The following is a 24,213-nucleotide window of genomic DNA, read 5'->3' on the forward strand; positions in this document are numbered from 1 at the left end:
AGACGATACCCTCATGAGAGTCTTTTGACCCACAACTATTCAACGAGTGGGATTCTTATGCCTGTGGATAACGGTCACCGCTGGAAAGTGCTGGGTGTCGGCGTTGCAGCCAACGCAAGCTTTTCCAGTGTCGTGGGTGGACTACCCGCGACAGCGGTTTATATGCGAGCAACGTATCAGCTCGATAACACCGAGCTGGGGCTGGTCTTGGGGATTTTGGGACTCGGTATTGCCGTCAGCGAGATCCCGTGGGGATTATTGACTGATCGCTGGGGTGATCGCCCTGTGCTGCTGACGGGGCTGCTCACCTCCGGGATCGCACTGCTTGGGCTGGCCATGCTTGCCTTGTATGCACCCACGATAGTGTTGCTGGCCATAGGGCTGTTCGTGGTGGGCCTGCTGGGAAGCAGCGTCAACGGCGCCAGTGGTCGAGCCATCATGGCCTGGTTCAAAGAGGGCGAACGAGGGCTGGCCATGAGCATTCGGCAAACGGCGGTCCCGGGAGGTTATGCCTTAGGGGCGATCATGCTGCCCTACCTTGCCCATACCTATGGATTTGTCGAAGTATTCAGTGCCTCTGCCATCTTCTGTCTCATTGCCTGCCTGTTTGCCGGGTTCTGGTTGTATGAGCCGGACTTCTCCAGCGACGCGGCGAAAAAACAGAGTCAGGAGCCCACAGCCAGCCCGTTGAAAGATTCCAGAGTCTGGCGAATCGTTTTAGCCATCGGCCTGCTATGCGCCCCGCAATTTGCCATTCTCACCTATGCCGCCGTGTTCTTTCATGACGTTGGCAACCTCAACATCACGCTGGTTTCCGCGACGTTGGCGGTCATACAGATCGGCGCGATCGTCAGCAGAATCTGGAGCGGGCGCTGGACCGATAAAAATAAAAACCGCCGTAGTTACCTTAAAACCTGTGCATGGTTGAGTGCCCTGACCTTTTTGGTTCTGGGCTGCACGGTATCGGCCGCCAGCTTTTACGGAATGAGCGAAACACCGCTGGCCAGTGCCCTGATCATCGGCGTGATGGTAATCGCCGGGATCAGCGTATCCGCCTGGCACGGTGTGGCTTACACCGAACTCGCGACACTGGCAGGCGCCAGCAGGGCAGGCACGGCGCTGGCCATGGGCAATACCTGCGTCTTTGTCGTGCTGTTCGCGACCCCTATCGCTGCGTCCGCCCTCATGACTCATTTCTCATGGGGCGTGGTGTGGCTGGCTGCTGCCTTTTGTGCCCTGCTGACGGTGCCGCTCTTTCCACGCGTGGAAAAAGCCTATGCATTGGAACTTGGCTCGGTCTGAAATCGTTCTCCCTGTAATGCCATGGAAAAAAGGGAGCTGATGAATATTCGTGACAACTGGACGCCAGTTACGAGAATGAAATCAGTTCCCTCTTAATTTTCTCTACCCCTCCTGCACCGGCAACACCACCCGCGCCTCCAACCCTCCCCCCGTCCGATTACGCACGGTCAGCGTGCCGCCGTGTTCCAGAACGATCGCCCGCGCCGCCGACAACCCCAGCCCCACGCCCCCCGTGCTTTTATTCCGCGACCCTTCCAGCCGAAAGAACGGTGCAAATACCTGTTCATGACTTTCCGCAGGAATCCCCGGCCCACGGTCGAGTACCCGAACGATCACCTGTTCGTCCTCCTGGCACAGTTCAATCGCCGGCTCGCTGGCGTATTTGATCGCGTTGTCCAGCAAGTTGGTGATCACCCGTTTCAGCCCCAGCGGGCGGCCGAAGTAGACCAGTCGGGGTGGGCCGCTGAAGGTGATGTCGATGGATTGGTCGCGGTAGTCGTCGATCAGGGTTTGCAGCAGCTCGGCCAGGTCGAACTGGGTTGCCTGTTCCAGGCGGGCGTCGTCGCGGAAGAACTCCAGGGCGGAGTTGATCATGGCCTGCATTTCGTCGACGTCGCGAAACAGCCGTTGTTGCTGTTCGGAGTCTTCGATGAATTCGCCGCGCAGGCGCATGCGGGTCAGCGGGGTGCGCAGGTCGTGGGAGATGGCGGCGAGCATCTGTGTGCGGTCTTTGATGAAGTGCTGCAATTGGGCCTGCATGGCATTGAACGCGAGGATCGCCTGACGGATTTCATGCGGGCCGACCGGGTCGATGGGCGGTGCACGAAAGTCGACGCCGAAGCGTCGGGCGCCTAGGGCGAATTGCTGCAAGGGTTTGGCCAGCCGGCGGGTGGCGATCAGCGCGACGACGCTGGTCGACAGCAACACCAGCAGAATCACGATCAGGGTTCGTGGCCCTTCCGCCAGCCCCCAACTGCGTGACGGCACGCTGAACATCAGCCAGGACTCATCCGCCAGTTGCACCAGCAAAGCGTAGTGACCGTTCTTCTGTGGCCAGTCGCCGGGTTGATAGGCTTCGACTCGGCGGGTCGGCGTGTTGAACAGTCGCTGGGCCTCCGGTGAGGCCGCGCGGTAAGCCGCTTCGGGAGTGTCCGGCAAGTCGAGGCCTTGACGGGTGGCATGCCAACTCACGCTAAAAGCGTCATTGCTGGCGGCCTCGGCCAGGAGTTCGCGCTGCGACGCTTGCGAGGCTTCAATCATCCGGGTAATGGACGCGGTCTTTTCCAGCAGGCCGGTTTCGGCCAACGGTGGATAAGCCCAGACGCCGGCCAACTGGATAAACAGCGCGTTGAACGCCAGCGATGTGAGCATCGCGACGAGGGTGGTCAGGGCGATCCAGCGGGCCACCGTATCCCGCGGGCGCAGACGCAAAGCGGCCATGAGTTTCTTCACTGGCGGGTCACGCTGGGGGTGAACAGATACCCGCCGTTGCGCACGGTACGAATCATCTCCGGGCGCTTGGTGTCGTATTCCAGCTTGCGCCGCAAGCGGCTGACCTGAACGTCGATGCTGCGATCGAACGCCTCATGCGTGCGGCCCCTCGCCAGGTCCAGTAACTGTTCCCGGGTGAGAATGCGCTGCGGATTCTCGACAAACACCAGCAGCAAGTCGAACTCCCCGGCCGACAGCGGAATCATCACCTGATCCGGTGAGCGCAGTTCCCGACGGGTAAGGTCCAGTTGCCAGTCGGCGAACTTGATCAGCGGGCGCGGCGCTTCCCCGGTCAGCGGACAGCTTTCGCCGGCCCGGCGCAGCACGGCGCGCACGCGAGCCAGCAGCTCCCGGGCGTCGAACGGTTTGCTCAGGTAATCATCTGCGCCCATCTCCAGCCCGACCACCCGATCACTCAACTCACCCATGGCGGTGAGCATGATCACCGGTGTCGGGTATTGCTGGCGCAGGCGTTGGCACAGCGTCAGCCCGTTCTCGCCCGGCAGCATCAGGTCGAGAATGATCAGGTCCGGCGCCTGGCCCTCAATCGCCGCCCACATCGAGGCGCCATCGGTGGCGACCTCCACCGCATAGCCTTGTTGCACAAAAAATTTCTTCAGCAGCGCGAGGACCTCAAGGTCGTCGTCCACGATCAAAAGACTGCTCACCAGCGGCATCACTTAAGGTCTGAAAGAACCATCATCTAAAACCATTCGGCGCGCTCCGTCATATATTTCAATCGGGTAACAAAGCGACGGCGCAGTAAAAAAGCAGACATCTTTGCGCAAGGTCCGAATGCCAGCATCTATCCTCTTTTCCCGAAGACTGTTTGCTCACGCCCTTGCTCACGCGTTCCACCGCTGCCAGGAAGCCCAGACCGATGATCTCTGAAAACCAGCCCCTGATCCTGCAACAACGCGTGGTGAAACACGCCAACGCCAACCTGCACTGCCGCGAAGTCAGCCTGCAACTGTCGAGTGACCAGCGCGAGCTGATCCTCACCCGCTACACCGAACACTACAGCCCCGACGGCCTGCAATGGGTCGAACGCAGCCACCGCGTGCCGGTGACCGACCTGCTGCGCTGGGTGATTGAGAATGGTGAGGCGCAAACGTTGATGCAAGGTGGGGACGTTTCGGAAGTCTTGCCGATCGATCGTTCTCAGGCAGAGCGCAGGAACGATCAAGACGCTATCCTGAGCGCACATTGATTGGGCTGCAATGAATCACCCTATAACGGTCCACCATTGCCCAGCCTCCGCAACACGCCAAAGGCCGCCAACCGCCCATGTTCGAGCACATAGACCTCAATCACCTCCTCGCGACCTACGGCTATTGGGCGGTTTTTATTGGCTGTGTCATGGAAGGCGAAACCATTCTGATATTGGGCGGCATGGCGGCGCATCAGCATTTGCTGAAGCTTTGGCCGGTGATTGCCTGGGCCAGCGCCGGCGGAATGTTGGGGGATCAACTGTTGTTCTGGAGCGGTCGGTATTTCGGCGCGCGACTCTTGCCTCGTCTCAAACGCCATCAAGCGCAGATCAAGCGAGTCAGCGGATTGATCGCACGCTACCCGTCGATGTCGGTTTTTTCGGTGCGCTTTCTGTACGGCATGCGGTTGGTGGGCCCCATGGTGATCGGTGCCAGTGGCCTGTCGCCGTTGCGTTTTTCACTGTGGAACATGCTCGGTGCAATGGTCTGGGCCACACTGTTTGTCAGCGGCGGTTATTGGGCGGGCGAAGCGCTTCAGCAAGTGTTCGGTGACCTCAGGCCTTACCGGCTGCCGATTGCCTTGGGTGTTGTGGTGGTCGTTGTGGTTGTGGCGGTGATCGTGCACCAGAGGAACAAGCGTAAGTTGCAGCAGTAAATCGGTCCCCTTCGTACGTTATGACGGACAGAAAACCGTAGGAGCCTGGCTTGCCAGCGATGACATCCGTGAGACCGCCATCGCGGGCAAGCCTTGCTCCTACGGGAATGGGGTAAGCGAGATCGATCAGCTATCCGTGCCTCTCACCACCCGCCCTACTCCCCGCACAATCATCTCCACTTCCCGCTCATCGATGGTCAGCGGTGGCAGCAAGCGGATGGTCTTGCCCCGTGTCACGTTGATCAGCAGCCCGTGGTCCCGTGCGGCGATCAGGGTCAGGTCGCGAATGGGCCGGGCCAGTTCGATGCCGATCATCAAGCCTTGGCCACGGATCGCCAGCACCTGCGGGTTGCCATCGAGTTCGGCGTGCAAGCGTGCGAGCAGGCGTTCGCCCTGACGCTTGGCGTTTTCCAGCAAGCCTTGCTCTTCGATGATTTCCAGCACCGTGCAGCCCACCCGGCACGCCAGCGGGTTTCCGCCAAAGGTGCTGCCGTGGCTGCCCGGGGTGAAGAGTTCGGCGGCTTTACCGCGAGCCAGGCAAGCGCCGATCGGGACACCATTGCCCAGGCCTTTGGCCAGGGTCATGACGTCCGGGACGATACCTTCGTGTTGAAAGGCGAACCATTGCCCGGTGCGGCCGATACCGGTCTGGATCTCGTCGAGCATCAGCAGCCAGTTGCGCCGATTGCAGAGTTCGCGCAGGGCTTTCAGGTAGCCGGAAGGTGCAAGCTGTACGCCGCTCTCGCCCTGAATCGGCTCCATCAGAACCGCCACGATGCGCTGGCCGTGAGTCTGGTGGGCCTTATCCAGTGCGGCGAGATCGCCGAACGGCACTTTGATGAAATCCCCCGGCAACCCTTGAAAGCCCAAGCGCACCGCAGGGCCATCGCTGGCAGACAAGGTGCCAAGCGTGCGGCCATGAAAGGCGTTTTCCATGACCACCACCAACGGCTGCTCGACACCTTTGTGCCAACCGTACAGCCGGGCCAGTTTCAGCGCGGTTTCATTGGCCTCGGCGCCGGAGTTGTTGAAGAACACCCGGTCGAGCCCCGACAACTGCGTCAGCTTGTGCGCCAACCGTTGCTGCCAGTCGATGCTGTACAGGTTGGACGTGTGCAGCAACAGGCCGGCCTGTTCGCTGATGGCGCTGACCACCTTCGGGTGCGAGTGGCCGACATTGGTCACGGCCACGCCCGCCACCGCATCCAGGTATTCACGACCGGCCTGATCCCACAGGCGTGTGCCCAGCCCTTTGGTAAAGCTCAAGGCCAGGGGTTGATACGTGGTCATCAGGCAGGCGGCGGTCATGACATCAAGCTCCATCATTGGTCAGTGTTTTTGCAGTATCGTTAGCCACCTGAGCTGGATAAACGCCTTAACACTTCAATCATTTTAAAGCTGAGATTGATAATGGACTTACTGCTGGCGATGTCGGTTTACGTGAAAGTGGTCGAGGCTGGCAGCATGACCGCTGCCGCCCTGGAGTGCGAAATGTCGACCACCATGGTCGGCAATCATCTGCGAGCACTGGAGCAACGTCTGGGCGTCAGTTTGCTGCACCGTACGACACGGCGTCAGCGCTTGACCGAATTTGGCTCGACCTACTATCAACGCTGCCTTGAGGTATTGGGGCTGGTGGCCGACTCCGAGCGGCTGGCCGAACAAACCCAGGGCGAACCCAGCGGTACGCTGCGCATTACCGCCCCGCTGACCTTTGGCACGGAACGCCTGGCGCCGGCCTTGAGCGAATTCGTGCTGCGTTGCCCGCAGGTCAAGCTGGACGTGGTGTTGACCAATCAACGTCTTGATCTGCTGGACAACGGTTTTGACGTGGCGATTCGCCTGGGTAACACCGAACCGTCCAACCTGATCGCCCGGCCACTGGAGGACTACACGCTGACCATGTGTGCATCGTCGGCGTATCTGGCACGCCGTGGCACACCGCAAAAACCGGAGGACCTGGCCGATCACGACTGCCTGGCCTTTGCCTACCCGGCGGGCGATGAATGGCGCTCGGTGGAAAAACAGTGGCGTCTGAGCGGCCCTGACGGGGAGATCGTCGTGGCGGTGAGCGGCCCGATGCTGATCAATAGTTCATCGGGCCTGCACCAGGCGGCGCGCACTGGGATGGGTGTGGTGATGCTGCCGGATGCTCTGGTGGATCAAGACCTTCGGGAAGGGAAACTGGTGGCCCTGATGCAGGACTATCAACTGCCCCGTCGCCCGATGAATCTGATCTACGCGCAGGACCGATACCGTTTGCCGAAGCTGCGCAGTTTTGTCGAGTTTGCGTTGCAGACGTGGGGTAAACAGAACTGATCGCGCGCACCATTATTACTACGCAAGAGGCTTCTATCCCTTGATTTCCGGCGCTACAGTGTCAACGCGCCATGAGTTAGTCTTTACGACTGGCCGGCCACTTGAAGATCAGGGCAGCAGGGAGAGCGGTGATGGTTGAGTTGTCCAGTATCGAGCCGTTGAAGGTCAGCCTGACTGATCTGAATGAAGACATCCTGCACGCGATTCTGGAGCTGGTCAGCGACGGGATCTGGGACTGGAACGCCAACACCGGGTTTGTCTACCGCAATCGCGGTTGGTACGACATGCTCGGCTACGCGCCTCATGCACTTGAGAACAACGTGCTGGCCTGGGAGAACGCGATTCATCCCGACGATTACCAGCAGGTGATGCTGCAATTCGATGCTCACCTGCATCAGCGCTCACCCCGCTATCAAACCGAGTACCGTTGCCGCAGGCAGGATGGCCGCTACATCTGGATCGAAGATCGCGGTCATGTGATCGCACGTAACAGCGATGGCTCAGTGGCGCGGATGATCGGGGCGAGTCGCTGCATTGAAGACAAGAAGCGTCTGCTGGAGCAACTCGAACGGCGCAATCATTCCCTCGAAGCGATGGTCGAGGAACGGACCCGCGAGTTGTCTCTGCTCAATCAGCAGTTACAGGCTCAGTTGGACGAGAACCGCAAACTGGCAGAAAGCGACACCCTGACCGGGATCGCCAACCGCTATCTCCTGGAAAAAGCCCTGCCACTGGAATGCGAGCGCTCCCAGCGTTTTCGTCAGCCGCTGTCGCTGATCGCCATGGACATCGATGACTTCAAAAATATCAACGACCATTACGGCCATGCCTTGGGTGACGCGGCGTTGGTGCACGTGGTCGAAAGCGTCAAACGCTGCGTGCGCGAAGGTGACTTGCTGGCCCGTTGGGGCGGCGACGAGTTCATCGTGATCCTGCCCAACAGCACCGCTGCCACCGCACGCGCCCTCGCCGAAAACATCCGCCTTGAGCTGTCGAGCTTGCCACCGGTAGGCGACTTCCAGGTCACGATGAGCTTTGGCGTGGCGCAACGCTTTGAAGACGAGCAACAAACCGGTCTGCTGGCTCGGGCGGATCAGGCGTTGTATCGCTCGAAGATCATCGGCAAGAACATGATTTCCGGTTGATCCAGCACTACATACCGGTCTTCACCAACACTGGTTTCTCCTGATACCGCTCCGGATACAGCTGTTTGAGTTGCGCCACTTTCGGCAGGTCGTTGATCACGATGTAGGGATACGTCGGATGCTCCGTCAGGAAGTTCTGATGGTAGGCCTCTGCCGGGTAGAAGCCGTTGTAGGTTTCGAGTTTGGTCACGATCGGTTTGTTGAAGGTATGTGCGGCATCGAGTTGTGCGATGTAGGCCTGGGCGACTTTTTGTTGCTCGGCACTTTCGACAAAGATCGCCGAGCGATATTGGGTTCCGGTGTCCGGGCCCTGGCGATTGAGTTCGGTGGGGTTGTGAGCGACCGAGAAGTAGATTTGCAGCAAGGTGCCGTAGCTCACCTGAGCAGGATCGAAAGTGACCTGAACGGATTCCGCATGACCGGTATCACCCTCGCTGACACGCTCGTATTGCGCCGTGTTCGCTGCGCCTCCGGCGTAACCGGAGAGCGCATTCTTGACGCCTTTGACATGTTGAAACACGCCTTGAACACCCCAGAAGCAGCCACCGGCGAACACCGCCGTTTCGCTGTTGGCCTTGGGCGTTTCATCAAGGGCTGGCGGCGCGATGGCGACCGCGTCTTCGGCAACGCCGAATGAAAAGGCCATGCATTGACCTGCAATTGCAGCGACGGCCAGCCCGAGCAGGGTCTGGCGCCAGGTAAATCGGGTTTTCATGATGACGACTCCTGAATAAACAATTCTGAGTGCTGTGGCGAGCACAAAACCTGTGGCGAGGGAGCTTGCTCCCGCCGGCCGGTCCGCGCTCGGGCGAAGCAGTCGTAATCCCGTTAACGCGGTGTATCTGATGCATCCCGGTCAATGGTTGTGGGATCGCTACGCGCTCCAGCGGGAGCAAGCTCCCTCGCCACAGGGATCAGTGTGTTCTGGGCAACTGAATACTCATCAACCAAAGGTAAACGCATACGCCGACACGCCCGGGTCAAGGAACTCGATGCTGAAGGTCCGATCTGCCACGTCGCCGGGTTGGCGCACCAATTGGTAGAGGCGTTGTTCGGTCACACTGCCGCTGCCATCCGGAGCGACGTCGGTGCCGTGGGCATCGCCTGGAGCTTTGCCGTCGATCATGACCTTGAAGCGCACCGGTTTGCCGTCGGCGCCGGGGCCCAGCACCAGGTGCAGGTCGCGGGCATGAAAGCGGTAAACGATGCGACTGGCCGGGGCCGCCGATGTGGCGCGCTCCGAACCGACGTTCCAGTGACCGTCCAGCGTCCAGTCATTGAGCGCCAATGTCGCGGGTGCGCTGTACGCGGCAACCTTGTCGGGCGCGAGGCTCGCCTCAGGTACGAAATGTTCCGAACGCTGGTAGCCGACGTAGGTTTCCGGCGAACGCACTTCGTTCATGTCCGGTGCCCGTTGCACGCCTTGGGCGCTGGCATCGATCAGGCCATCGGCGACTTTCGCCGCACCGGCTTCACGCAACAACTGCTGGATCACCCGTTCCGATTCGGCGTAGTTGCCCTCACCAAAATGGTGGTAGCGAATGCGTCCCTGAGCGTCGGCAAAATAGTGCGCCGGCCAGTATTCGTTGTTGAAAGCCCGCCAGATCCTGTAGTCGTTATCGATGGCCACCGGGTAATTGATACCCAGGTTCTTCATGGCCTTGGTCACGTTGCCTACATCCCGTTCGAAGGCGAACTCCGGCGCATGCACACCGATCACCACCAGGCCCTGATCGCGATACTTCTCGGCCCAGGCTTTGACGTACGGCAAGGTGCGCAGGCAGTTGATGCAGGAGTAGGTCCAGAAATCCACCAACACCACTTTACCCTTCAACGCTTGAGTGCTGAGCGGCGCTGAATTCAGCCATTGCACGGCGCCCTCCAGCGGCGGCAGGTTGCCTTCGACGGGCAACGTTGTGGGAGCGTTGGCGGCCACTTTCATCGCACCGCCGGCAACCATCATGGCTGAGCCCGACTGATCGTCGGCGGACGGCGGAATCTGCGCCATCATCGCCCCGCTGTTGGCGGGTGATTTGCCCGCCAGTCGACCAACCAGCGCCTGTTCAAGCCCACCGGTGGAGGCGGTCGACACCCGCGCCAGAATCCCGGTGTCCAGGCCCAAGGCGATGGCAGCCACCCCCGCCAGCATCGCCGCACCAAGGCCACGGCGCAGCCATTCACCGGCGCCGATCGAACGCTTCATCGCCGCGAAGACTTTACCGCCCAGCAGCAAGGCGACCGCGAGGGAAGTGGCGGCGCCCAACGCATAGGCCAGCAACAGCAAGGTGGTGCCGATGCTTGCCCCTTGCAGCGCCGCGCCGGTCAGCACCAGCCCGAGAATCGGCCCGGCGCACGGCGCCCAAAGCAGGCCCGTGGCGACGCCGATCAGCAACGAAGCGCCGGGACGCGGCCGGGTATCGGCGCCCGCCGCTTCCGACAATCGACTGCCGGCGGCCACCAGTGGACGCGTCAGCCGTTCGGCGAGTTGTGGCAGCAGCAGCGTCAGCCCGAACAGTGCTACGAACAGCAACGCGAGCCAGCGACCGTACTGATTGAGTTGCACCACCCAACCGCCGCCCACCGCCGCCAACGAGGCGACGAGCGCGAAGGTCAGCGCCATCCCCGCCAACAGCGGCAAGCCACTCTTGATAAACGGTTGCCCGGTGCGAGCGAAGACAAACGGCAGTACTGGCAGAATGCACGGGCTGAGAATCGTCAGCACACCACCGAGATAAGCGAGGACCAGAAGCCACATAACAAGGACCTGTATGAAGTGAAGGAAAAAGCCTGCCCATGGTGTCAGGCCGCTTGCGGCTTGAAGGTCATCGCCAGACCGTTCATGCAGTAGCGTAGACCGGTCGGTTTTGGCCCGTCGTTGAACACATGGCCCAAGTGCCCGCCGCAGCGTCGACAATGAACTTCCTCGCGCAGCACGCCGAACGAGCGGTCCTCGCGGGTCGCGACGGCATGCTCCAGGGGCGCCCAGAAACTCGGCCAACCGGTATGGCTGTCGAATTTTGTTTTCGATGAAAACAGCGCCAGGTCGCACCCCGCGCAGGCGAAGATACCGTCGCGGTGTTCGTTGTTCAGTGCGCTGGAATAGGCCCGTTCGGTGCCCTCTTGACGCAGGATTTCGTACTGCTCGGCGCTGAGCAGCTGGTGCCATTGCGCATCGCTATGGCTGACCTCAAAGGTCTCGGCGGCGCTCGCCTCGCCGATCAGCGCCGAGCGCATGGTCATTTTTGGCAATACACCGGTAACCAGCGCTGCAAGGCCCAGCCCGCCGCCCGCCAGAAGAATCTGTCGCCGTGAAAACATGGCCTTCTCCCTAAATTCGCCGTGGATGACATGGAACACAGCCTAGGCTTGAGGTGATCGCCAAATCCTCACGTGGAGTTAAACAATTCGTGATAACTCGCCGAGGGAAAACCCCGCACAATACGTGCACTGCGCAACAGGATTAAATCCAAATGGATCAACCCAAACGCGTCCTGGTGGTCGAGGACGACAAACACATCGCCGACCTGATCTGCCTGCACCTGCGCGACGAACAGTTCGAAGTCGTGCACAGCGCCGATGGCAACGAAGGCTTGCGCCTGCTTGAGCAAGGCAGTTGGGATGCATTGATCCTCGACCTGATGCTGCCGGGTGTCGACGGTCTGGAAATTTGCCGCCGCGCCCGCGCCATGGCCCGTTACACCCCGATCATCATCACCAGCGCCCGGTCGAGCGAAGTGCACCGCATTCTTGGCCTGGAGCTGGGCGCCGACGATTACCTGGCCAAACCGTTTTCGATGCTTGAGCTGGTGGCGCGGGTCAAGGCCCTGCTGCGACGGGTCGACGCCATGGCCCGCAACCTGAGAATGGACGCTGGCAGCCTGACCTGCGACGGGCTGTTCATCGACCCGATCACCCGCGACGTGTCGCTCGACGGCAAGCGCCTGGACCTCACCCCACGCGAGTTCGACTTGCTGTACTTTTTCGCCCGGCAGCCGGGCAAGGTCTTCTCGCGCATGGACCTTCTGAACGCCGTCTGGGGTTACAGCCACGAAGGCTACGAGCACACCGTCAACACTCACATCAATCGTCTGCGCTCCAAGATCGAAACCGACCCGGCGCAACCGGCGCGGATTCTCACGGTATGGGGCCGTGGTTATAAATTTGCCACGGCGCAGGAGCAGCCATGAGACTGACACTCACCCAGCGCCTGTCGGCGGTGTTCGCCCTGTTGCTGTTGGTGTGCAGCGGCACGTCGGTGTGGATGCAGGTGCGCTCCAACCACATGCATGAGCTGGAAGTGGTGCAAGGTTTGTCCCGGGATCTGGCGCAGCACATCGCCCACGACACCCAGTTGATGGACGCCAATGGCCTGAAACCCGATGCACTGCGCGAGTTGTTCAGCCAGTTGATGCTGGTGAACCCGAGTGTCGAGGTGTACCTGCTCGACAGCAGCGGCCGGGTGGTCGGCAATGCGGCGCCCGAAGGCCACCTGCGTCGCGAGCAGGTCGATTTGGCGCCCGTGCGGCGCCTGCTCAATGGTGAAGCCCTGCCGATTCTCGGCGACGATCCGCGCAGCATCGACGGGCGCAAGGTGTTCAGCGCCGCACCGCTCAAGGTCAACGGTCAGCAGGTCGGCTATCTCTACGTGGTGCTGCTCAGCGAAGAACATGACCGCTACGCCGAACGCGGCGCCACCAGCGCGGCGCTGAACACCGCGCTGTGGTCGATCGGGATGGTCGCGTTGCTGTGCCTGATCGCCGGCCTCACGGCGTTTACCCTGATCACCCGGCCGCTGCGCCGCTTGACCGACACGGTCGCACATTTCGACATTGACGGCGCACCGGTTACACCGCCCTCGCCAGCGCCCTCAGGTACAGCGGAGAACCTCGCCACTCAGGACGAAATCGCCGTGCTCGATGCCGCCTTCCGGCAGATGCAAAAACGCCTGGGCGAACAATGGCGTTCACTGACCCGCCAGGATCAGGAGCGCCGCGAGCTGGTCGCCAATATCTCCCACGACCTGCGCACACCGCTGGCGTCGCTGCATGGCTACCTCGAAACCCTGTCGTTGAAGGACGCCAGCCTGACCCCGGCCGAGCGCCGTCGCTACCTGGGCATCGCCCTCGATCAGAGCCGCAAGGTCGGCGGTCTGGCGCAGTCGTTGCTGGAACTGGTGCGCCTGGAACACGGCTTCGTCCAACCGGTGCTGGAGCGTTTTTCCCTGACCGATCTGGTGCAGGACATCTTTCAGAAATTCGAGCTGACCGCCGAAGCCCGGCACGTGCAGCTCAAGGCAAGCTTCGCACCGAATGTCTCGGCGGTCTGCGCTGACCTTGGGTTGATAGAGCGTGTGCTGACCAACCTGTTCGACAACGCCTTGCGCCACACCCCCGATGGCGGGGAAATCGACATCAGCCTTGTCCCGCAAGGCAAGTTCGTCGAGATCACCGTCAGCGACAGCGGCCCGGGCATCGCCGCAGAACTGCGCGAAGGCTTGTTCCTGCGGCCCTTCAACATTGGCGGGGCGCGCCGCGACGGTGGTCTGGGCTTGCGCATCGTGCACCGGATTCTGCAACTGCATGGCCGCGAAATTCACTTGCTCGATGTGCCAGGCCAGGGCGCGACCTTCCGCTTTTCGCTGCCTGTAGATGAGGAAACGGCGAGCGCGTTGGCGGTTCGGTCGATGAACCTGAATTCGCCCCAGCGATAATCCGCTAGCCTCCCTGATACTCACTCAAGCAAGGACGTCGGCGGCTTGCCCGCCGGACTGCCTTTAGCCCCGCCCTCGAATCGAACGCAGGGCTTTTTTTGCGCAACGATTGGCCGCTGTTGCGGTCACATCGGTCGCCGCGCTGCCCTGATCGTCCGTTGGTCCGTGACAACATCGCAGCGGTCCAATAGATTAGGCAATCCGAAAACGCCGATGCTGTTCTCGTCTTAAATTCTGTTTAAAGAAGTAGTGAAATTTCAATGCCAGATTCCAATACCGCTGAATCCGTAATCACCTTGTCGTCCAAAGCGGAATACGAAAACTCCATCAATCTTTCACAACACGTGCCGCAGGCCAAAACCATCAGCGAGATGGTCCTGGACGCCTTCCACACCTCGAAAGAAAGCGACCAGATTCGCGAGCTGCGCACGGCCATCCGCCAGGCTCACGACCGCTTCGACGACGACAAAGCCTACGAACTGATGGGCGAGCTCAAACAGCTCAAGGACGCCGAGGCAGCGGATATCGCCGCCCTGGAAGACCTGAGCAGCAAGTTCCCGATCAGCCGGATTCTGTCGAGCTTCAAGGATGACCCAGACTTTCAGGAACTGGTCTATGGCCTGGCGCTGAAAGTGCTGAACCAGACCCATCAGGCCATCAGCAACCCAAGCGCCGGCAAGAGTAAAGCGGCCCGCGCCAAGAAAGAAATCGAAGTGTTCAGCATCAGCAAGGACGGCGTCAGCGTCAGCCTGCCGCTGCGTAATCCGCGCTCCAAACCGTACGTCGACCGTGAAGCCTTCGAATTCCTCGGTTTCACCTTTGTGGGTGAAGGCGACGAGGCGGAGCTTGCCAGCGAGACCTTCATTGACAATGCCGGCATCGAACAACCGGCCACCCGCAAAGCCATCGTCACCGCCCTGCAACAGCAGACGGCGTTCGACGGTTACAGCATCGCCGCGCAATAACCGCTCCTCTTCAAAAAATCGCTGGCTTGCCAGCGATTGCGGCCTCGGCCCGCCTGACAAATCCTGAATCCGGTCTACATTAAAAAGCCACTACCCAAAGCGCAGGGATTCGCTTATTCTTTTGGCTGTATATAAATACAGTAGTCGCAAAAGACAACTATCGTGAAGGCATGTGAGGTGGTGAATGGCCGTCGAAGTGGTATACCGCAGCAGCCGAGATCTGGAGCGCTTGTTCATGGATAAAGCCGAAGCTGACCGTCATGACAAAATGCTCGAACTGGCTGAATTGCTGGCTGAAGTGTTGCAAAAAGCGGTTCCGTCGCTGACCGAGCAACAGGTGGAAGAAGCCGGGATCTACATGGCGAAAAATCGCGATGTGTTCGCCAAGGCGTTCAAGAGCCAGCCGGACGCCCTGTCCGAATTGCTCAACGTGCCTGTTGCAGCCGTTGAACCCGTTGACCCAACGGAATCAGCCGAGCCTGCCAAACCCGCAAAATCGGCTAAGCCTGCGAAGTAAACAACGCCCGAATTGAATAGGCCCTGAGTCACTGACTCAGGGCCTTTTTCATGCCCGCGTTTCAACTGTCCGGTTGTTCCAGTGCCTCGACCAACACCTTGAAGAACCGCGCCGCTTCTCCCCCCGTCACCACCCGGTGATCGAAGGTCAACGACAGCGGCAGTACCGGGTGCACCAGCACCTTGCCGTCCATCGCCACCGGTTCGTCGCGAATGGTTCCGGCGGCAAGAATTGCTACTTGCGGCGGCACCACCACCGGGTTGGCATAGCGCCCGAACATGGTGCCGAAGTTCGACAAGGTCAGGGTCGCGCCCATCATTTCCCTGGCCGGGATCGAACGCGCCTGCACGTCGGCGCGCAGGCGGGTGATGCCTTCTTTCAAATCATCTGACGAGCGATTGCCCACATCGCGCAACACCGGCACGAACAAACCGTCGGGGGTGTCGACGGCAATGCCCAGATTCAGGGTGTCGTGGTGTTTGATCGACAAGGACTTGCCATCAAACCCACAGTTGAGCATCGGCTCCACGTCACAGGCTGCCGCCATGGCTTTGGCCAAACGGATCAACGGATCACGCGCACGACCCCAGCGGTGCAGATCGGCATCGGCGTAGAGGGTCACCGGCACCACCTCGGCGTGGGACCTGGCCATGTTCTGCGCCATACTGCGGCGCACCCCGCGCAGCTTCTCTCCGCCAAATTTGTCGCGCTCGGTTTGCGAGGCACTTTCCACATCGCTGCGGGTGATCAGCCCATCGGGGCCGGACCCGCTCAACCCAGTCAATTCGACGCCCAGTTGCCGGGCCAATTGCCGCACCGCCGGGGTAGCGCGCGCGCTCATGTGTTCGCGGGTCGAGGGCGCGGCGCCGACGAAAAACTGATCGTCCTGATGGCTGCCGCCACCTTCAAGCCGGCCTACCACGGTGCCGGCATCCGCCTCGCCTTCATACCCCATCAAGGGTTCGCCGACGTGCAGGATGTCACCTTCACCGCCGAAGGTTTTCGCCACCACACCGTCGTAAGGTGCAGGAATATCCACCAGGGCCTTGGCGGTTTCCACCGAAACCAACAATTGATCAGCCTTCACCGTATCGCCGACCTTGACGTGCCATTCGACGATTTCCGCTTCTTGCAGCCCTTCGCCCAAGTCAGGCAATTTGAAATATTTCATTGCAGCCTCCAAGGCCTCAGGCGCCTCTTTAGAAGTGGTGCAGCACGCTGTCGCAGGCGTGAAGGATGTCTTCGACGTTGGGCATGTACAGCAACTCCTGCCGATACAGCGGTGGCGGAATGTCTGGCGCGGTGACCCGCAGGATCGGTGCCTGCAAATCCAGCAATGCACGTTCGTAGAGGCTGGCGGCGATTTCCGCGCCGACACCACAGGTTCGTGGCGCTTCATGGACGATCACGCAACGGCCGGTCTTGCGCACCGAGGCCTCCAGCGTGTCGAGGTCCAGCGGCTTGATGCTGGCAACATCGATCACCTCGGCCGAAACCCCTTGTTCCGCCAACGCATCGGCTGCCTGCAAGGTTTCCATGACGCTGGCACCCCAGCTGATCAGGGTGATATCGCTGCCTTCACGCAAGGTGAAGCAGGTATCGAGCGGCAGGCGTTTGCCATCGTCGATCAACGGTTGCGGGTTCATTCGGTAGAGCCGCGTCGGTTCGAGAAAGACCACCGGATCCGGGTCATCGATGGCCGCCAGCAGCAGGCCGTAAGCCCGCGCCGGTGACGAAGGAATCACCACGCGTAACCCCGGGATATGCGCAAACAGCGCCTCGGTGCTTTCACTGTGGTGTTCCGGTGCACGAATGCCGGCGCCCATCGGCGTGCGCAGCACCATCGGGCAAGTGATCCGCCCGCGCGTGCGATTACGCATGCGGCTGGCGTGGGACACCAGGTGCTCCATGGCCGCGTAGATGAAGCCCATGAACTGGATTTCCAGCACTGGTTTCAGTCCTTGGGCAGCCATGCCGATCACCAGGCCGCCGAGCATGGTTTCGGCCAGCGGAGTGTCGATCACCCGCTTAAAACCAAAGCTGTCGCGCAGCCCTAGCGTGGCGCGAAACACACCGCCGTTCACGCCGACGTCCTCGCCGAGCACAATCACGTTTTCGTCCTCGCGCATGGCCCGATGCAACGCCAGGTTGACCGCCTCCAGCAGCGTGACTTTGCCGTTACTCATGGGCGGGCCCTCCTGCTCGGCGCGCCGCGCGTTCGAGCAACCACTCGCGCTGCTCGGCCAATGCCGCCGGCCACTGGGCATAAACATGATCGATCACCGATTCAGGTGACTGATGGCCGGCTGCATCGAAGTTATCCACAGCGCCCTGCACCAGCGCCTGACACTCGGCAATCAGTGCCTGTTCGCGCCCTTCGTCCCACACGCCCTGCCCGGCCAGATAACGTTGCAAGCGCTTGACCGGTTCTTCAAGCCAGGCCTGTTTGACCTCTTCGGCCGGACGATAGCGGGTCGCATCGTCTGCGGTGGTGTGATCGCCAAGGCGGTAACTCACGCACTCCAGCAACACCGGACCTTTACCGTGACGCGCACGTTCGAGGGCGATTTGCACCCGGTCGTAGACCGCGATTATGTCGTTACCATCGACTTGCTCGCCGTGGAACCCGGCGCCTATCGCCTTCTGTGCCAGGGTCGGCGCCGCGCATTGAATCCGCCGTGGCACCGAGATCGCCCACTGGTTGTTGTTGATCACGAACACCACCGGCAACTGCCAGGCCCCCGCGACGTTCAAGGCTTCAAGAAAGTCGCCCTTGCTGGTGGCACCATCGCCGCAGGTGGTCACGGCTACCCGGTGTTCGCCGCGAATCTTGAATGCACTGGCGACTCCGCACGCGTGCAGCGCTTGGGTGGCGATCGGCACGCAGATCGGAAAGTCCTCGAGCGCAGCGGGTTCGGCAAAGTCGCTGCCGCGCTCATCGCCGCCCCAGTACAGCAAAATCTCTTCCATGCGCACCCCGCGCATCAATTGCACGCCAGTGTCGCGGTAATACGGGATCAGCACGTCTTCAGGATGCATCAGGCTGCCGACTGCCACGCCGATTGCTTCCTGGCCGAGGGTCGGCGCGTAAGTACCGATGCGCCCGGTGCGTTGCAGGGCGACGGCTTTTTGATCGAAGAGGCGGGTCAGGACCATTTGCCGGTAGAGGCGGGTCAGCAGATTGAAGTCGTCGGCCCAAGCGGGAAGTTCGCTCAATGCCTGGCCGTCGGGGGATAAATAGCGGGTGTAGGGAAGGTCGACCTTGTTATGAGGCATGAAACGGCTCCTTGCACGCCGGGTCAGCGTGCCATTGTCGGGCCTGATGCTTGTGGCGCCAGGCTCAGGGAGCAAGTCGACCGGGTAAGACCCTCACTCCCTCATCGGTACAGCACTTTCTCTGCCAGCTCATCCGCCACCCGGGCCGGCGAGCGCTTTTCAGCCTGGGCGTGGGCGAAGACTTCAGTCAGCCGCGAGCTGATTTTCGAGAGGTGCGCGGTGATGTTCGACAACGCCTCGCCACGGTGTTTGAGCGATACATAAATCAACCCGCCGGAATTGATCACGTAGTCCGGCGCATACAGAATGCCGCGGTTCTCCAACTGGTCGGCAACCTGCAGGTTGGTCAACTGATTGTTGGCCGAACCGGCTACTGCGGCGCAGCGCAATTGCGCAACGCTGTGGCTGTTGAGCACGCCGCCCAGCCCGCAAGGCGCGAGGATGTCGCACGGTGTGCTGAGCAGCGATTCGTTGGCAATCGGACGAGCGCCCAACTGCTCGATGGCCAGTTGCACCTTGCCGGCGTCGATGTCGCTGACCAGCAATTCGGCCCCGGCGGCATGCAGTTGCTCGGCGAGCGAAAAACCGACATTGCCCAACCCCTGGACCGCCACCCGCAGGCCTTCGAGGTTGTCATTGCCCAAGCGGGCCATGGCCGTGGCGCGAATACCGGCGAACACCCCCATGGCGGCATGTGGCGCCGGATCGCCGGCGGCCGTAGTGCTGGTGACATGCTGGGTTGTCTGGGCAATGCAATCCATGTCGGCGACCGAAGTACCGCTGTCGATGGCCGTGATGTAGCGACCGTCGAGCTGTTCGACAACGCGTCCGAAGGCCTCGAACAAGGCTGCGCGGCTTTCGACGTGAGGTGGACGAATGATCACCGCCACCCCGCCACCCTGCGCCAGCCCGGCCAGCGCGGCCTTGTAACTCATGCCTTGCGCCAGGCGCGCAGCATCCATCACGGCGCTTTCATCGTCGGGATAGGCAAGGTAACGGCAGCCACCGAGGGCGGGGCCCAAACGGCTGCAATGAATGGCAATCACCGCCTTCAACCCGGTTACCGGGTCAACGCTCAGGTGCAGCGATTCAAGGCGAGTGCTTTGCATGAGAGCGAACATCGTAGGGCTCCCGAATCACTTCTTGTAGTCGCCAGTATAGGCCTGCGGCTGAAAATTGCTGAAGCGCACCGGAATAAGCAGAAGAGGTTTTACAGCCTTTAAGACATAACCTGCAACGGCATGTGTAGAGCACTGGACGAATGCCTGAGACGGGGCTAAAACGAGGCATCCGCCGGAGATTTTGATGAACCCGCGCCACGCTTTTTTCGCTTGTCTGCAACGCTCGCCACCGGCGCTCTTCGAAGCGGCGCTGTGGATCGCTGCCGAACACGATCCACAGGTGAAGCCCGAGGTGCTGCTGGAGCAATTCAAGGATCTGCAACAACGGGTCAGTGCCGGTTTACCCATGTTGCCGGTCAGCGAATTGGCCCAACCGTTGTTGCGGCGACTCAACGACATGGGTTATCGACAGGACGAATCCGTCCCGCTGCGCCCGCAGGCAGCACTGCTCAACAAAGTGCTGGAACGCCGACGCGGGCAACCGCTGGCCCTCGGTTTGATAGCGCTGGAGTTGGCCCGACGGCTGGAGATCCCAATGGTCGGGGTGAATTTTCCCGGGCACTTTTTGTTGCGGGTGCAGGGTGCCGATCATTTACTCGACCCGTGTGGCGGTCGGCGCTTGTACCCCAACGATTGCCGCGAGTTGCTGCAGCGCCAGTACGGTCCGAACATGCAGCTCAACGCCGAGCATCTGCTTACCAGCGAACCGGTCCAGATGCTCCAGCGACTGTCGCGCAATTTGCGCCAGTTGCATTTAACCAACGACGACAACATCAACGCGCTGATCGATGCCGAGCGGGTGCTGGAGCTCGGTAATGCCTGCGTCAGCGACTACCTGGCCCGCGCCAGCCTCTATCAACGGCTGGAATGCCCCAACGCCGAGCGTTTCGACCTGGAGCATGCCTTGTTGCTCACCGACGACCCGATCCAGCGCATTCGCCTGACCGAACGGCTGGGGCATTTGCCACCTAATTCCATTGTGCATTGAGTTGACTCGAAAGCCGCCTCAACGCTGATCGTTCCCACGCTCCCGCGTGGGAATGCCGCTATGGACGCTCTGCGTCCAGCTGTGACGCAGAGCGTCACGGGATGCATTCCCACGCAGAGCGTGGGAACGATCATCAGCAAAAGATCGCAGCGTTATCTCGGGGTATCGGGCTGATTGGCCGGGTGGGCCTTGATGAACGCCGGATGCTGCGCTGCCAGCGCCGCGACCCGGCGAATCCGTGGATACGCCTCAAGAGAAATGTTGAAACGCTCGGCCGCGTACAACTGCGGGATCAAGTAGACGTCCGCCATCCCGGGCGCGCTGCCGAAACAGTAACCCTCGTCGCCAATCAAGTGCTCGACCGCCGCCAGCCCCTGAGTGATCCAGTGACCGATCCAGTGCACCACCTGCGGCTCATCGTGACCGAGTTGGCGCAGCTGATTGAGCACGCTGACGTTGTGCAGCGGATGAATGTCGCAACCGATCAACGCCGCCACCCCACGCTCATGCGCGCGCCTGGCCAGGTCTTTGGACAGCAGCGGCACCTGTGGATAACGCTCCTCCAGGTACTCGATGATCGCCGGGGACTGGATCAGCAATTCGCCTTCATCGGTACGCAAGGCCGGCACCCGGCCTTGCGGATTGATGTGCAGATAAGCCGGTTGCTGGTGTTCACCACCTTGCGGCGCGATCAGGTTGATCGGCAGCGCCTGGTACTCCAGCCCTTTGAGTGCCAGGGCAATGCGCACCCGAAAGGACGACGTCGAACGGTAGTAGGTAAAGAGTTCCATAGCCTGAACCTCTTAGCGTGCCGGCAGGATTTTGCCGCGGCATTCGCCGAAACCAATGGAGGCGAAACCGTCACGGCTGCAGCGTGCGCGCAGGATGATTTCGTCGCCGTCTTCAAGGAACTTGCGCACCTCGCCCGAAGGCAATTCGATCGGTTTTTTGCCGCCTTCGGTGATTTCCAGCAGGCTGCCGAACTGACCGCTTTCCGGCCCCGACAAAGTGCCCGAGCCAAACAGGTCACCGGCCTGCAACTGGCAACCGTTGACGCTGTGGTGCGCAACCATTTGCGCCACGGTCCAGTACATGTATTGAGTGTTGCTCAGCGTCAGGCGATGGGCTGGCAGGTTTTGTTCGCGCATGGCTTCGGTGAGCAGCAGCACTTCCAGTTCGATATCGAAGGCGCCAGCAGCCTGATCGCGTTTGTCGAACAGGTACGGCAACGGTTGCGGATCGCCCTCGGGACGCGCCGGTTGGGCACGGCGGAACGGCTCCAGCGCCTCAGCGGTGACAACCCATGGCGAGATGCTGGTGATAAAGCTTTTCGACAGGAACGGCCCCAGTGGCTGGTATTCCCAGGCCTGGATGTCGCGCGCCGACCAGTCATTCAGCAGGCAGAAACCGGCGATGTGCTCGGCGGCGTCGCCGATAGCAATCGACTCGCCCATCTCATTGCCCTGGCCGATCCAGATGCCGAGCTCCAACTCATAGTCCAGACGCGCGCACGGGCCAAACGTTGGCTCGGTCTGACCGGCGGGCAGGGTCTGGCCTTTCGGACGACGCACGTCGGTGCCGGACGGGCGAATGGTCGATGCACGGCCGTGATAACCGATCGGCACGTACTTGTAGTTCGGCAGCAGCGGGTTGTCCGGGCGGAACAGTTTGCCGACGTTTTGCGCGTGCTCGATGCCGACGTAGAAGTCGGTGTAGTCATTGATCTTCGCAGGCAGGTGCATCTGGCAATCAGCAGCCAATGGCAGCAGTTTTGCGCCTTGGGCTTCGATCTTGCCGCGCAGGGTGCCGCCTTCTTTGAGCAGTTCCAGCAGACGCTCACGCAGGGCCACGCGGGCACCACGACCGAGGTCGAAGAACGCGTTCAGCTGACCGCCACGAGTGGCTTCGACAGCCGCACGCGCCGCACCGTCAAACAGACCGGCTTCGAGCGCCGCTTCCAGGTCGAAAATATGCTCGCCGATCGCCACACCGCTGCGCGGCGCCGAGCCCTTGGTGCTGAACGCGCCCAGCGGCAGGTTTTGCAGCGGGAAGTCAGTGTGACCGTTGGCGGAGGCAACCCAGCTACGAGTGGGGGTGGTCTGAGTCATGGGTTATCTCCGATTCGGATTGAAAGTGGCAGGCAGCGAGGCCCAGCATGCATCGTAGTTGTTTTGCAGTTGCGGGCAATCGAGGGCAAAGCGGCTTGGGCGCAACACCTGGCTGGTCTCGAACATGAAGGCCATGGTGTTGTCGATTTTGCTCGGTGCCAGCTGCGCATTGATCGCTTTGGTGCAGGTTTCACCGTCCGGCCCGTGAGCGCTCATGCAGCTGTGCAACGACGCGCCACCCGGCACGAAACCTTCGGCCTTGGCGTCGTAGGTGCCCTGGATCAGGCCCATGAATTCGTTCATCAGGTTGCGGTGGAACCACGGTGGACGGAAGGTGTTTTCGGCCACCATCCAGCGCGGCGGGAAGATCACGAAATCGAGGTTGGCCAGACCGTGCACGCTGGTCGGCGACGTCAGCACGGTGAAGATCGACGGGTCCGGGTGATCGAAGCTGACCGTGCCAATAGTGTTGAAGCGGCGCAGGTCATATTTGTACGGCACATTATTACCGTGCCAGGCGACCACGTTCAGCGGCGAATGGTCGAGCTCGCAGCCCCACAACTCACCGAGGAATTTCTGCACCAGGGTGGTCGGTTGCTTGAGATCTTCATAGTGCGCGACCGGAGTCAGGAAGTCCCGTGGATTGGCCAGCCCATTACTGCCAATCGGCCCGAGGTCCGGCAGACGCAGCGGCGCACCGTGGTTCTCGGCCAGGTAGCCACGAGCTTGCGGGTCGAGCAGTTCGATGCGGAACTTCAAACCGCGTGGCAGCACGGCGATTTCCAGCGGTTCCAGCTCCAGCACGCCGAGCTCGGTGGCGATGCGTAACCGACCTTGCTCCGGCACCAGCAACCACTCGCCATCGGCGTTGAAGAACACCCGCTCCATGGAGCGATTGGCGCGGTAGTGATAAATACTGATCCCGGCCGGTTTTTCCGAACCCGAATTGGCCGCCATACGCACCAGACCGTCGATGAAATCGGTCGGCTCGCCAGGGATATCCAACGGGTTCCAGCGCAGGCGGTTGGGCGTCACGTCGCCCAGCGGTCCGCCAGCCAATTGCCGCTCCAGTTTAACGAACGCAGGGTGATTGGCAGACGGCTGAATACGATACATCCAGGTGCGTCGCGCTTCACTGCGCGCCATGGTGAACGCGGTACCGGAGAACAGTTCGGTGTAGAGGCCGTAAGGGGCTTTTTGCGGGGAGTTCTGGCCGACGGGCAGTGCGCCGGGCAGCGCTTCACTGCTGAATTCGTTGCCGAAACCTGACTGGTAAACCAGTGCTGGCGCCGTTGAATCAAGGTTCATGGAGCCTCCTGAACAGGGAGTAGGCCGTGGCCTATGGCTCCTTTTCAGAAGTCTCGGCACGCCCAGGTTATTTTTATCGTAATTCGATTACGCATAA

The 24,213-nt window shown here is 60.9% G+C and carries 22 protein-coding genes and 1 pseudogene; 10 read left to right on the plus strand and 13 right to left on the minus strand.

Annotated elements, in window-relative coordinates; translation table 11 throughout:
• The first annotated feature begins 57 nt into the window (after positions 1-57).
• Positions 58-1,302 (plus strand): MFS transporter, encoded by a 1,245-nt coding sequence (locus BK658_RS13440; protein ID WP_123582705.1) that lies wholly within the window; start codon positions 58-60, stop codon positions 1,300-1,302.
• A 102-nt stretch (positions 1,303-1,404) separates the two neighbouring features.
• Here BK658_RS13440 and BK658_RS13445 read toward each other — a convergent pair whose 3' ends face one another.
• Both BK658_RS13445 and BK658_RS13450 read right to left on the minus strand, forming a co-directional pair.
• Positions 1,405-2,742 carry a sensor histidine kinase gene (locus BK658_RS13445; RefSeq protein ID WP_123582706.1) on the minus strand — a complete coding sequence of 446 codons (1,338 nt, stop codon included), beginning with the start codon at positions 2,740-2,742 and terminating at the stop codon, positions 1,405-1,407.
• Positions 2,743-2,750: 8 nt separating this feature from the next.
• Entirely contained in the window at positions 2,751-3,461 is a 711-nt protein-coding gene (locus BK658_RS13450; RefSeq protein ID WP_123582855.1) for a response regulator, read from the minus strand.
• A gap of 212 nt (positions 3,462-3,673) precedes the next feature.
• On the opposite strand from BK658_RS13450, the gene BK658_RS13455 reads away from it, so the two are divergent.
• The gene (locus tag BK658_RS13455; protein ID WP_123582707.1) at positions 3,674-4,003 is read left to right on the plus strand and encodes a hypothetical protein; all 330 of its coding nucleotides are present in this window, start codon (positions 3,674-3,676) and stop codon (positions 4,001-4,003) included.
• Positions 4,004-4,080: 77 nt separating this feature from the next.
• Entirely contained in the window at positions 4,081-4,659 is a 579-nt protein-coding gene (locus BK658_RS13460) for a DedA family protein (protein WP_123582708.1), read from the plus strand.
• Between the two features lie 126 nt (positions 4,660-4,785).
• On the opposite strand, the gene BK658_RS13465 is transcribed toward BK658_RS13460, so the two are convergent.
• Positions 4,786-5,967, minus strand: coding sequence for an aspartate aminotransferase family protein (locus tag BK658_RS13465; protein ID WP_123582709.1), 1,182 nt, complete (start codon positions 5,965-5,967; stop codon positions 4,786-4,788).
• A 102-nt stretch (positions 5,968-6,069) separates the two neighbouring features.
• Here BK658_RS13465 and BK658_RS13470 point away from each other — a divergent pair, with 102 nt between their 5' ends.
• A complete protein-coding gene (locus tag BK658_RS13470) occupies positions 6,070-6,978 on the plus strand; it encodes a LysR family transcriptional regulator (RefSeq protein WP_123582710.1) in 909 nt (302 codons plus the stop codon).
• 131 nt (positions 6,979-7,109) lie between these two features.
• On the plus strand, positions 7,110-8,123 hold the full coding sequence (locus tag BK658_RS13475; protein WP_123582711.1) for a GGDEF domain-containing protein: 1,014 nt from the start codon (positions 7,110-7,112) through the stop codon (positions 8,121-8,123).
• Positions 8,124-8,130: 7 nt separating this feature from the next.
• Here the strand turns inward: BK658_RS13475 and msrA are convergent, their stop codons facing one another.
• From msrA to msrB, 3 genes are all read right to left on the minus strand, one after another.
• Positions 8,131-8,838, minus strand: coding sequence for a peptide-methionine (S)-S-oxide reductase MsrA (gene msrA / locus BK658_RS13480; protein WP_123582712.1), 708 nt, complete (start codon positions 8,836-8,838; stop codon positions 8,131-8,133).
• 228 nt (positions 8,839-9,066) lie between these two features.
• On the minus strand, positions 9,067-10,878 hold the full coding sequence (locus tag BK658_RS13485) for a cytochrome c biogenesis protein DipZ (protein ID WP_123582713.1): 1,812 nt from the start codon (positions 10,876-10,878) through the stop codon (positions 9,067-9,069).
• Between the two features lie 44 nt (positions 10,879-10,922).
• Complete coding sequence (gene msrB / locus BK658_RS13490) at positions 10,923-11,441, minus strand: peptide-methionine (R)-S-oxide reductase MsrB (protein WP_123582714.1); 519 nt, start codon at positions 11,439-11,441, stop codon at positions 10,923-10,925.
• Positions 11,442-11,593: 152 nt separating this feature from the next.
• Between msrB and BK658_RS13495 the strand changes: the two genes are divergently transcribed.
• From BK658_RS13495 to BK658_RS13510, 4 genes and pseudogenes are all read left to right on the plus strand, one after another.
• Positions 11,594-12,310 (plus strand): response regulator transcription factor, encoded by a 717-nt coding sequence (locus tag BK658_RS13495; protein ID WP_123582715.1) that lies wholly within the window; start codon positions 11,594-11,596, stop codon positions 12,308-12,310.
• Positions 12,307-13,833, plus strand: coding sequence for a sensor histidine kinase (locus BK658_RS13500; RefSeq protein WP_123582716.1), 1,527 nt, complete (start codon positions 12,307-12,309; stop codon positions 13,831-13,833). Before BK658_RS13495 ends, BK658_RS13500 begins: the two co-directional genes overlap by 4 nt.
• A gap of 260 nt (positions 13,834-14,093) precedes the next feature.
• The gene (locus BK658_RS13505) at positions 14,094-14,798 is read left to right on the plus strand and encodes a hypothetical protein (RefSeq protein ID WP_123582717.1); all 705 of its coding nucleotides are present in this window, start codon (positions 14,094-14,096) and stop codon (positions 14,796-14,798) included.
• Positions 14,799-14,982: 184 nt separating this feature from the next.
• Positions 14,983-15,222 (plus strand): annotated as a pseudogene (locus BK658_RS13510) (YebG family protein); the annotation flags it as partial.
• Positions 15,223-15,376: 154 nt separating this feature from the next.
• On the opposite strand, the gene BK658_RS13515 reads toward BK658_RS13510, so the two are convergent.
• The 4 genes from BK658_RS13515 to BK658_RS13530 all read right to left on the minus strand — a co-directional run bounded on the left by BK658_RS13515 (position 15,377) and on the right by BK658_RS13530 (position 19,712).
• Positions 15,377-16,486: a dihydrolipoamide acetyltransferase family protein gene (locus BK658_RS13515; RefSeq protein ID WP_123582719.1), complete on the minus strand. Its 1,110-nt coding sequence runs from the start codon at positions 16,484-16,486 to the stop codon at positions 15,377-15,379.
• 28 nt (positions 16,487-16,514) lie between these two features.
• The gene (locus BK658_RS13520; protein ID WP_123582720.1) at positions 16,515-17,501 is read right to left on the minus strand and encodes an alpha-ketoacid dehydrogenase subunit beta; all 987 of its coding nucleotides are present in this window, start codon (positions 17,499-17,501) and stop codon (positions 16,515-16,517) included.
• Positions 17,494-18,591: a pyruvate dehydrogenase (acetyl-transferring) E1 component subunit alpha gene (pdhA, locus tag BK658_RS13525; RefSeq protein ID WP_123582721.1), complete on the minus strand. Its 1,098-nt coding sequence runs from the start codon at positions 18,589-18,591 to the stop codon at positions 17,494-17,496. The genes BK658_RS13520 and pdhA overlap by 8 nt, the downstream gene beginning before the upstream one ends.
• Before the next feature lie 101 nt (positions 18,592-18,692).
• Entirely contained in the window at positions 18,693-19,712 is a 1,020-nt protein-coding gene (locus tag BK658_RS13530; RefSeq protein WP_123582722.1) for a Leu/Phe/Val dehydrogenase, read from the minus strand.
• A 184-nt stretch (positions 19,713-19,896) separates the two neighbouring features.
• Between BK658_RS13530 and BK658_RS13535 the strand changes: the two genes are divergently transcribed.
• The gene (locus BK658_RS13535; RefSeq protein ID WP_123582723.1) at positions 19,897-20,700 is read left to right on the plus strand and encodes a SirB1 family protein; all 804 of its coding nucleotides are present in this window, start codon (positions 19,897-19,899) and stop codon (positions 20,698-20,700) included.
• 152 nt (positions 20,701-20,852) lie between these two features.
• Here BK658_RS13535 and maiA read toward each other — a convergent pair whose 3' ends face one another.
• From maiA to hmgA, 3 genes are read right to left on the minus strand one after another with little or no spacing between them, the layout of a single operon-like run.
• The gene (maiA, locus tag BK658_RS13540; protein ID WP_123582724.1) at positions 20,853-21,491 is read right to left on the minus strand and encodes a maleylacetoacetate isomerase; all 639 of its coding nucleotides are present in this window, start codon (positions 21,489-21,491) and stop codon (positions 20,853-20,855) included.
• A gap of 12 nt (positions 21,492-21,503) precedes the next feature.
• Entirely contained in the window at positions 21,504-22,808 is a 1,305-nt protein-coding gene (gene fahA / locus BK658_RS13545) for a fumarylacetoacetase (RefSeq protein ID WP_123582725.1), read from the minus strand.
• Between the two features lie 3 nt (positions 22,809-22,811).
• Entirely contained in the window at positions 22,812-24,116 is a 1,305-nt protein-coding gene (gene hmgA / locus BK658_RS13550; RefSeq protein WP_123582726.1) for a homogentisate 1,2-dioxygenase, read from the minus strand.
• Positions 24,117-24,213: the final 97 nt, after the last annotated feature.

It is taken from the genome of Pseudomonas brassicacearum (assembly GCF_003732175.1).
Classification (GTDB): domain Bacteria; phylum Pseudomonadota; class Gammaproteobacteria; order Pseudomonadales; family Pseudomonadaceae; genus Aquipseudomonas; species Aquipseudomonas brassicacearum_G.

Coding starts and splice junctions, on each gene's coding strand:
- BK658_RS13440 (WP_123582705.1), top strand. CDS start 58: ATGCCTGTGGATAACGGTCACCGCTGGAAAGTGCTGGGTGTCGGCGTT.
- BK658_RS13445 (WP_123582706.1), bottom strand. CDS start 2,742: ATGGCCGCTTTGCGTCTGCGCCCGCGGGATACGGTGGCCCGCTGGATC.
- BK658_RS13455 (WP_123582707.1), top strand. CDS start 3,674: ATGATCTCTGAAAACCAGCCCCTGATCCTGCAACAACGCGTGGTGAAA.
- BK658_RS13460 (WP_123582708.1), top strand. CDS start 4,081: ATGTTCGAGCACATAGACCTCAATCACCTCCTCGCGACCTACGGCTAT.
- BK658_RS13465 (WP_123582709.1), bottom strand. CDS start 5,967: ATGACCGCCGCCTGCCTGATGACCACGTATCAACCCCTGGCCTTGAGC.
- BK658_RS13470 (WP_123582710.1), top strand. CDS start 6,070: ATGGACTTACTGCTGGCGATGTCGGTTTACGTGAAAGTGGTCGAGGCT.
- BK658_RS13475 (WP_123582711.1), top strand. CDS start 7,110: ATGGTTGAGTTGTCCAGTATCGAGCCGTTGAAGGTCAGCCTGACTGAT.
- msrA (WP_123582712.1), bottom strand. CDS start 8,838: ATGAAAACCCGATTTACCTGGCGCCAGACCCTGCTCGGGCTGGCCGTC.
- BK658_RS13485 (WP_123582713.1), bottom strand. CDS start 10,878: ATGTGGCTTCTGGTCCTCGCTTATCTCGGTGGTGTGCTGACGATTCTC.
- msrB (WP_123582714.1), bottom strand. CDS start 11,441: ATGTTTTCACGGCGACAGATTCTTCTGGCGGGCGGCGGGCTGGGCCTT.
- BK658_RS13495 (WP_123582715.1), top strand. CDS start 11,594: ATGGATCAACCCAAACGCGTCCTGGTGGTCGAGGACGACAAACACATC.
- BK658_RS13500 (WP_123582716.1), top strand. CDS start 12,307: ATGAGACTGACACTCACCCAGCGCCTGTCGGCGGTGTTCGCCCTGTTG.
- BK658_RS13505 (WP_123582717.1), top strand. CDS start 14,094: ATGCCAGATTCCAATACCGCTGAATCCGTAATCACCTTGTCGTCCAAA.
- BK658_RS13515 (WP_123582719.1), bottom strand. CDS start 16,486: ATGAAATATTTCAAATTGCCTGACTTGGGCGAAGGGCTGCAAGAAGCG.
- BK658_RS13520 (WP_123582720.1), bottom strand. CDS start 17,501: ATGAGTAACGGCAAAGTCACGCTGCTGGAGGCGGTCAACCTGGCGTTG.
- pdhA (WP_123582721.1), bottom strand. CDS start 18,591: ATGCCTCATAACAAGGTCGACCTTCCCTACACCCGCTATTTATCCCCC.
- BK658_RS13530 (WP_123582722.1), bottom strand. CDS start 19,712: ATGTTCGCTCTCATGCAAAGCACTCGCCTTGAATCGCTGCACCTGAGC.
- BK658_RS13535 (WP_123582723.1), top strand. CDS start 19,897: ATGAACCCGCGCCACGCTTTTTTCGCTTGTCTGCAACGCTCGCCACCG.
- maiA (WP_123582724.1), bottom strand. CDS start 21,491: ATGGAACTCTTTACCTACTACCGTTCGACGTCGTCCTTTCGGGTGCGC.
- fahA (WP_123582725.1), bottom strand. CDS start 22,808: ATGACTCAGACCACCCCCACTCGTAGCTGGGTTGCCTCCGCCAACGGT.
- hmgA (WP_123582726.1), bottom strand. CDS start 24,116: ATGAACCTTGATTCAACGGCGCCAGCACTGGTTTACCAGTCAGGTTTC.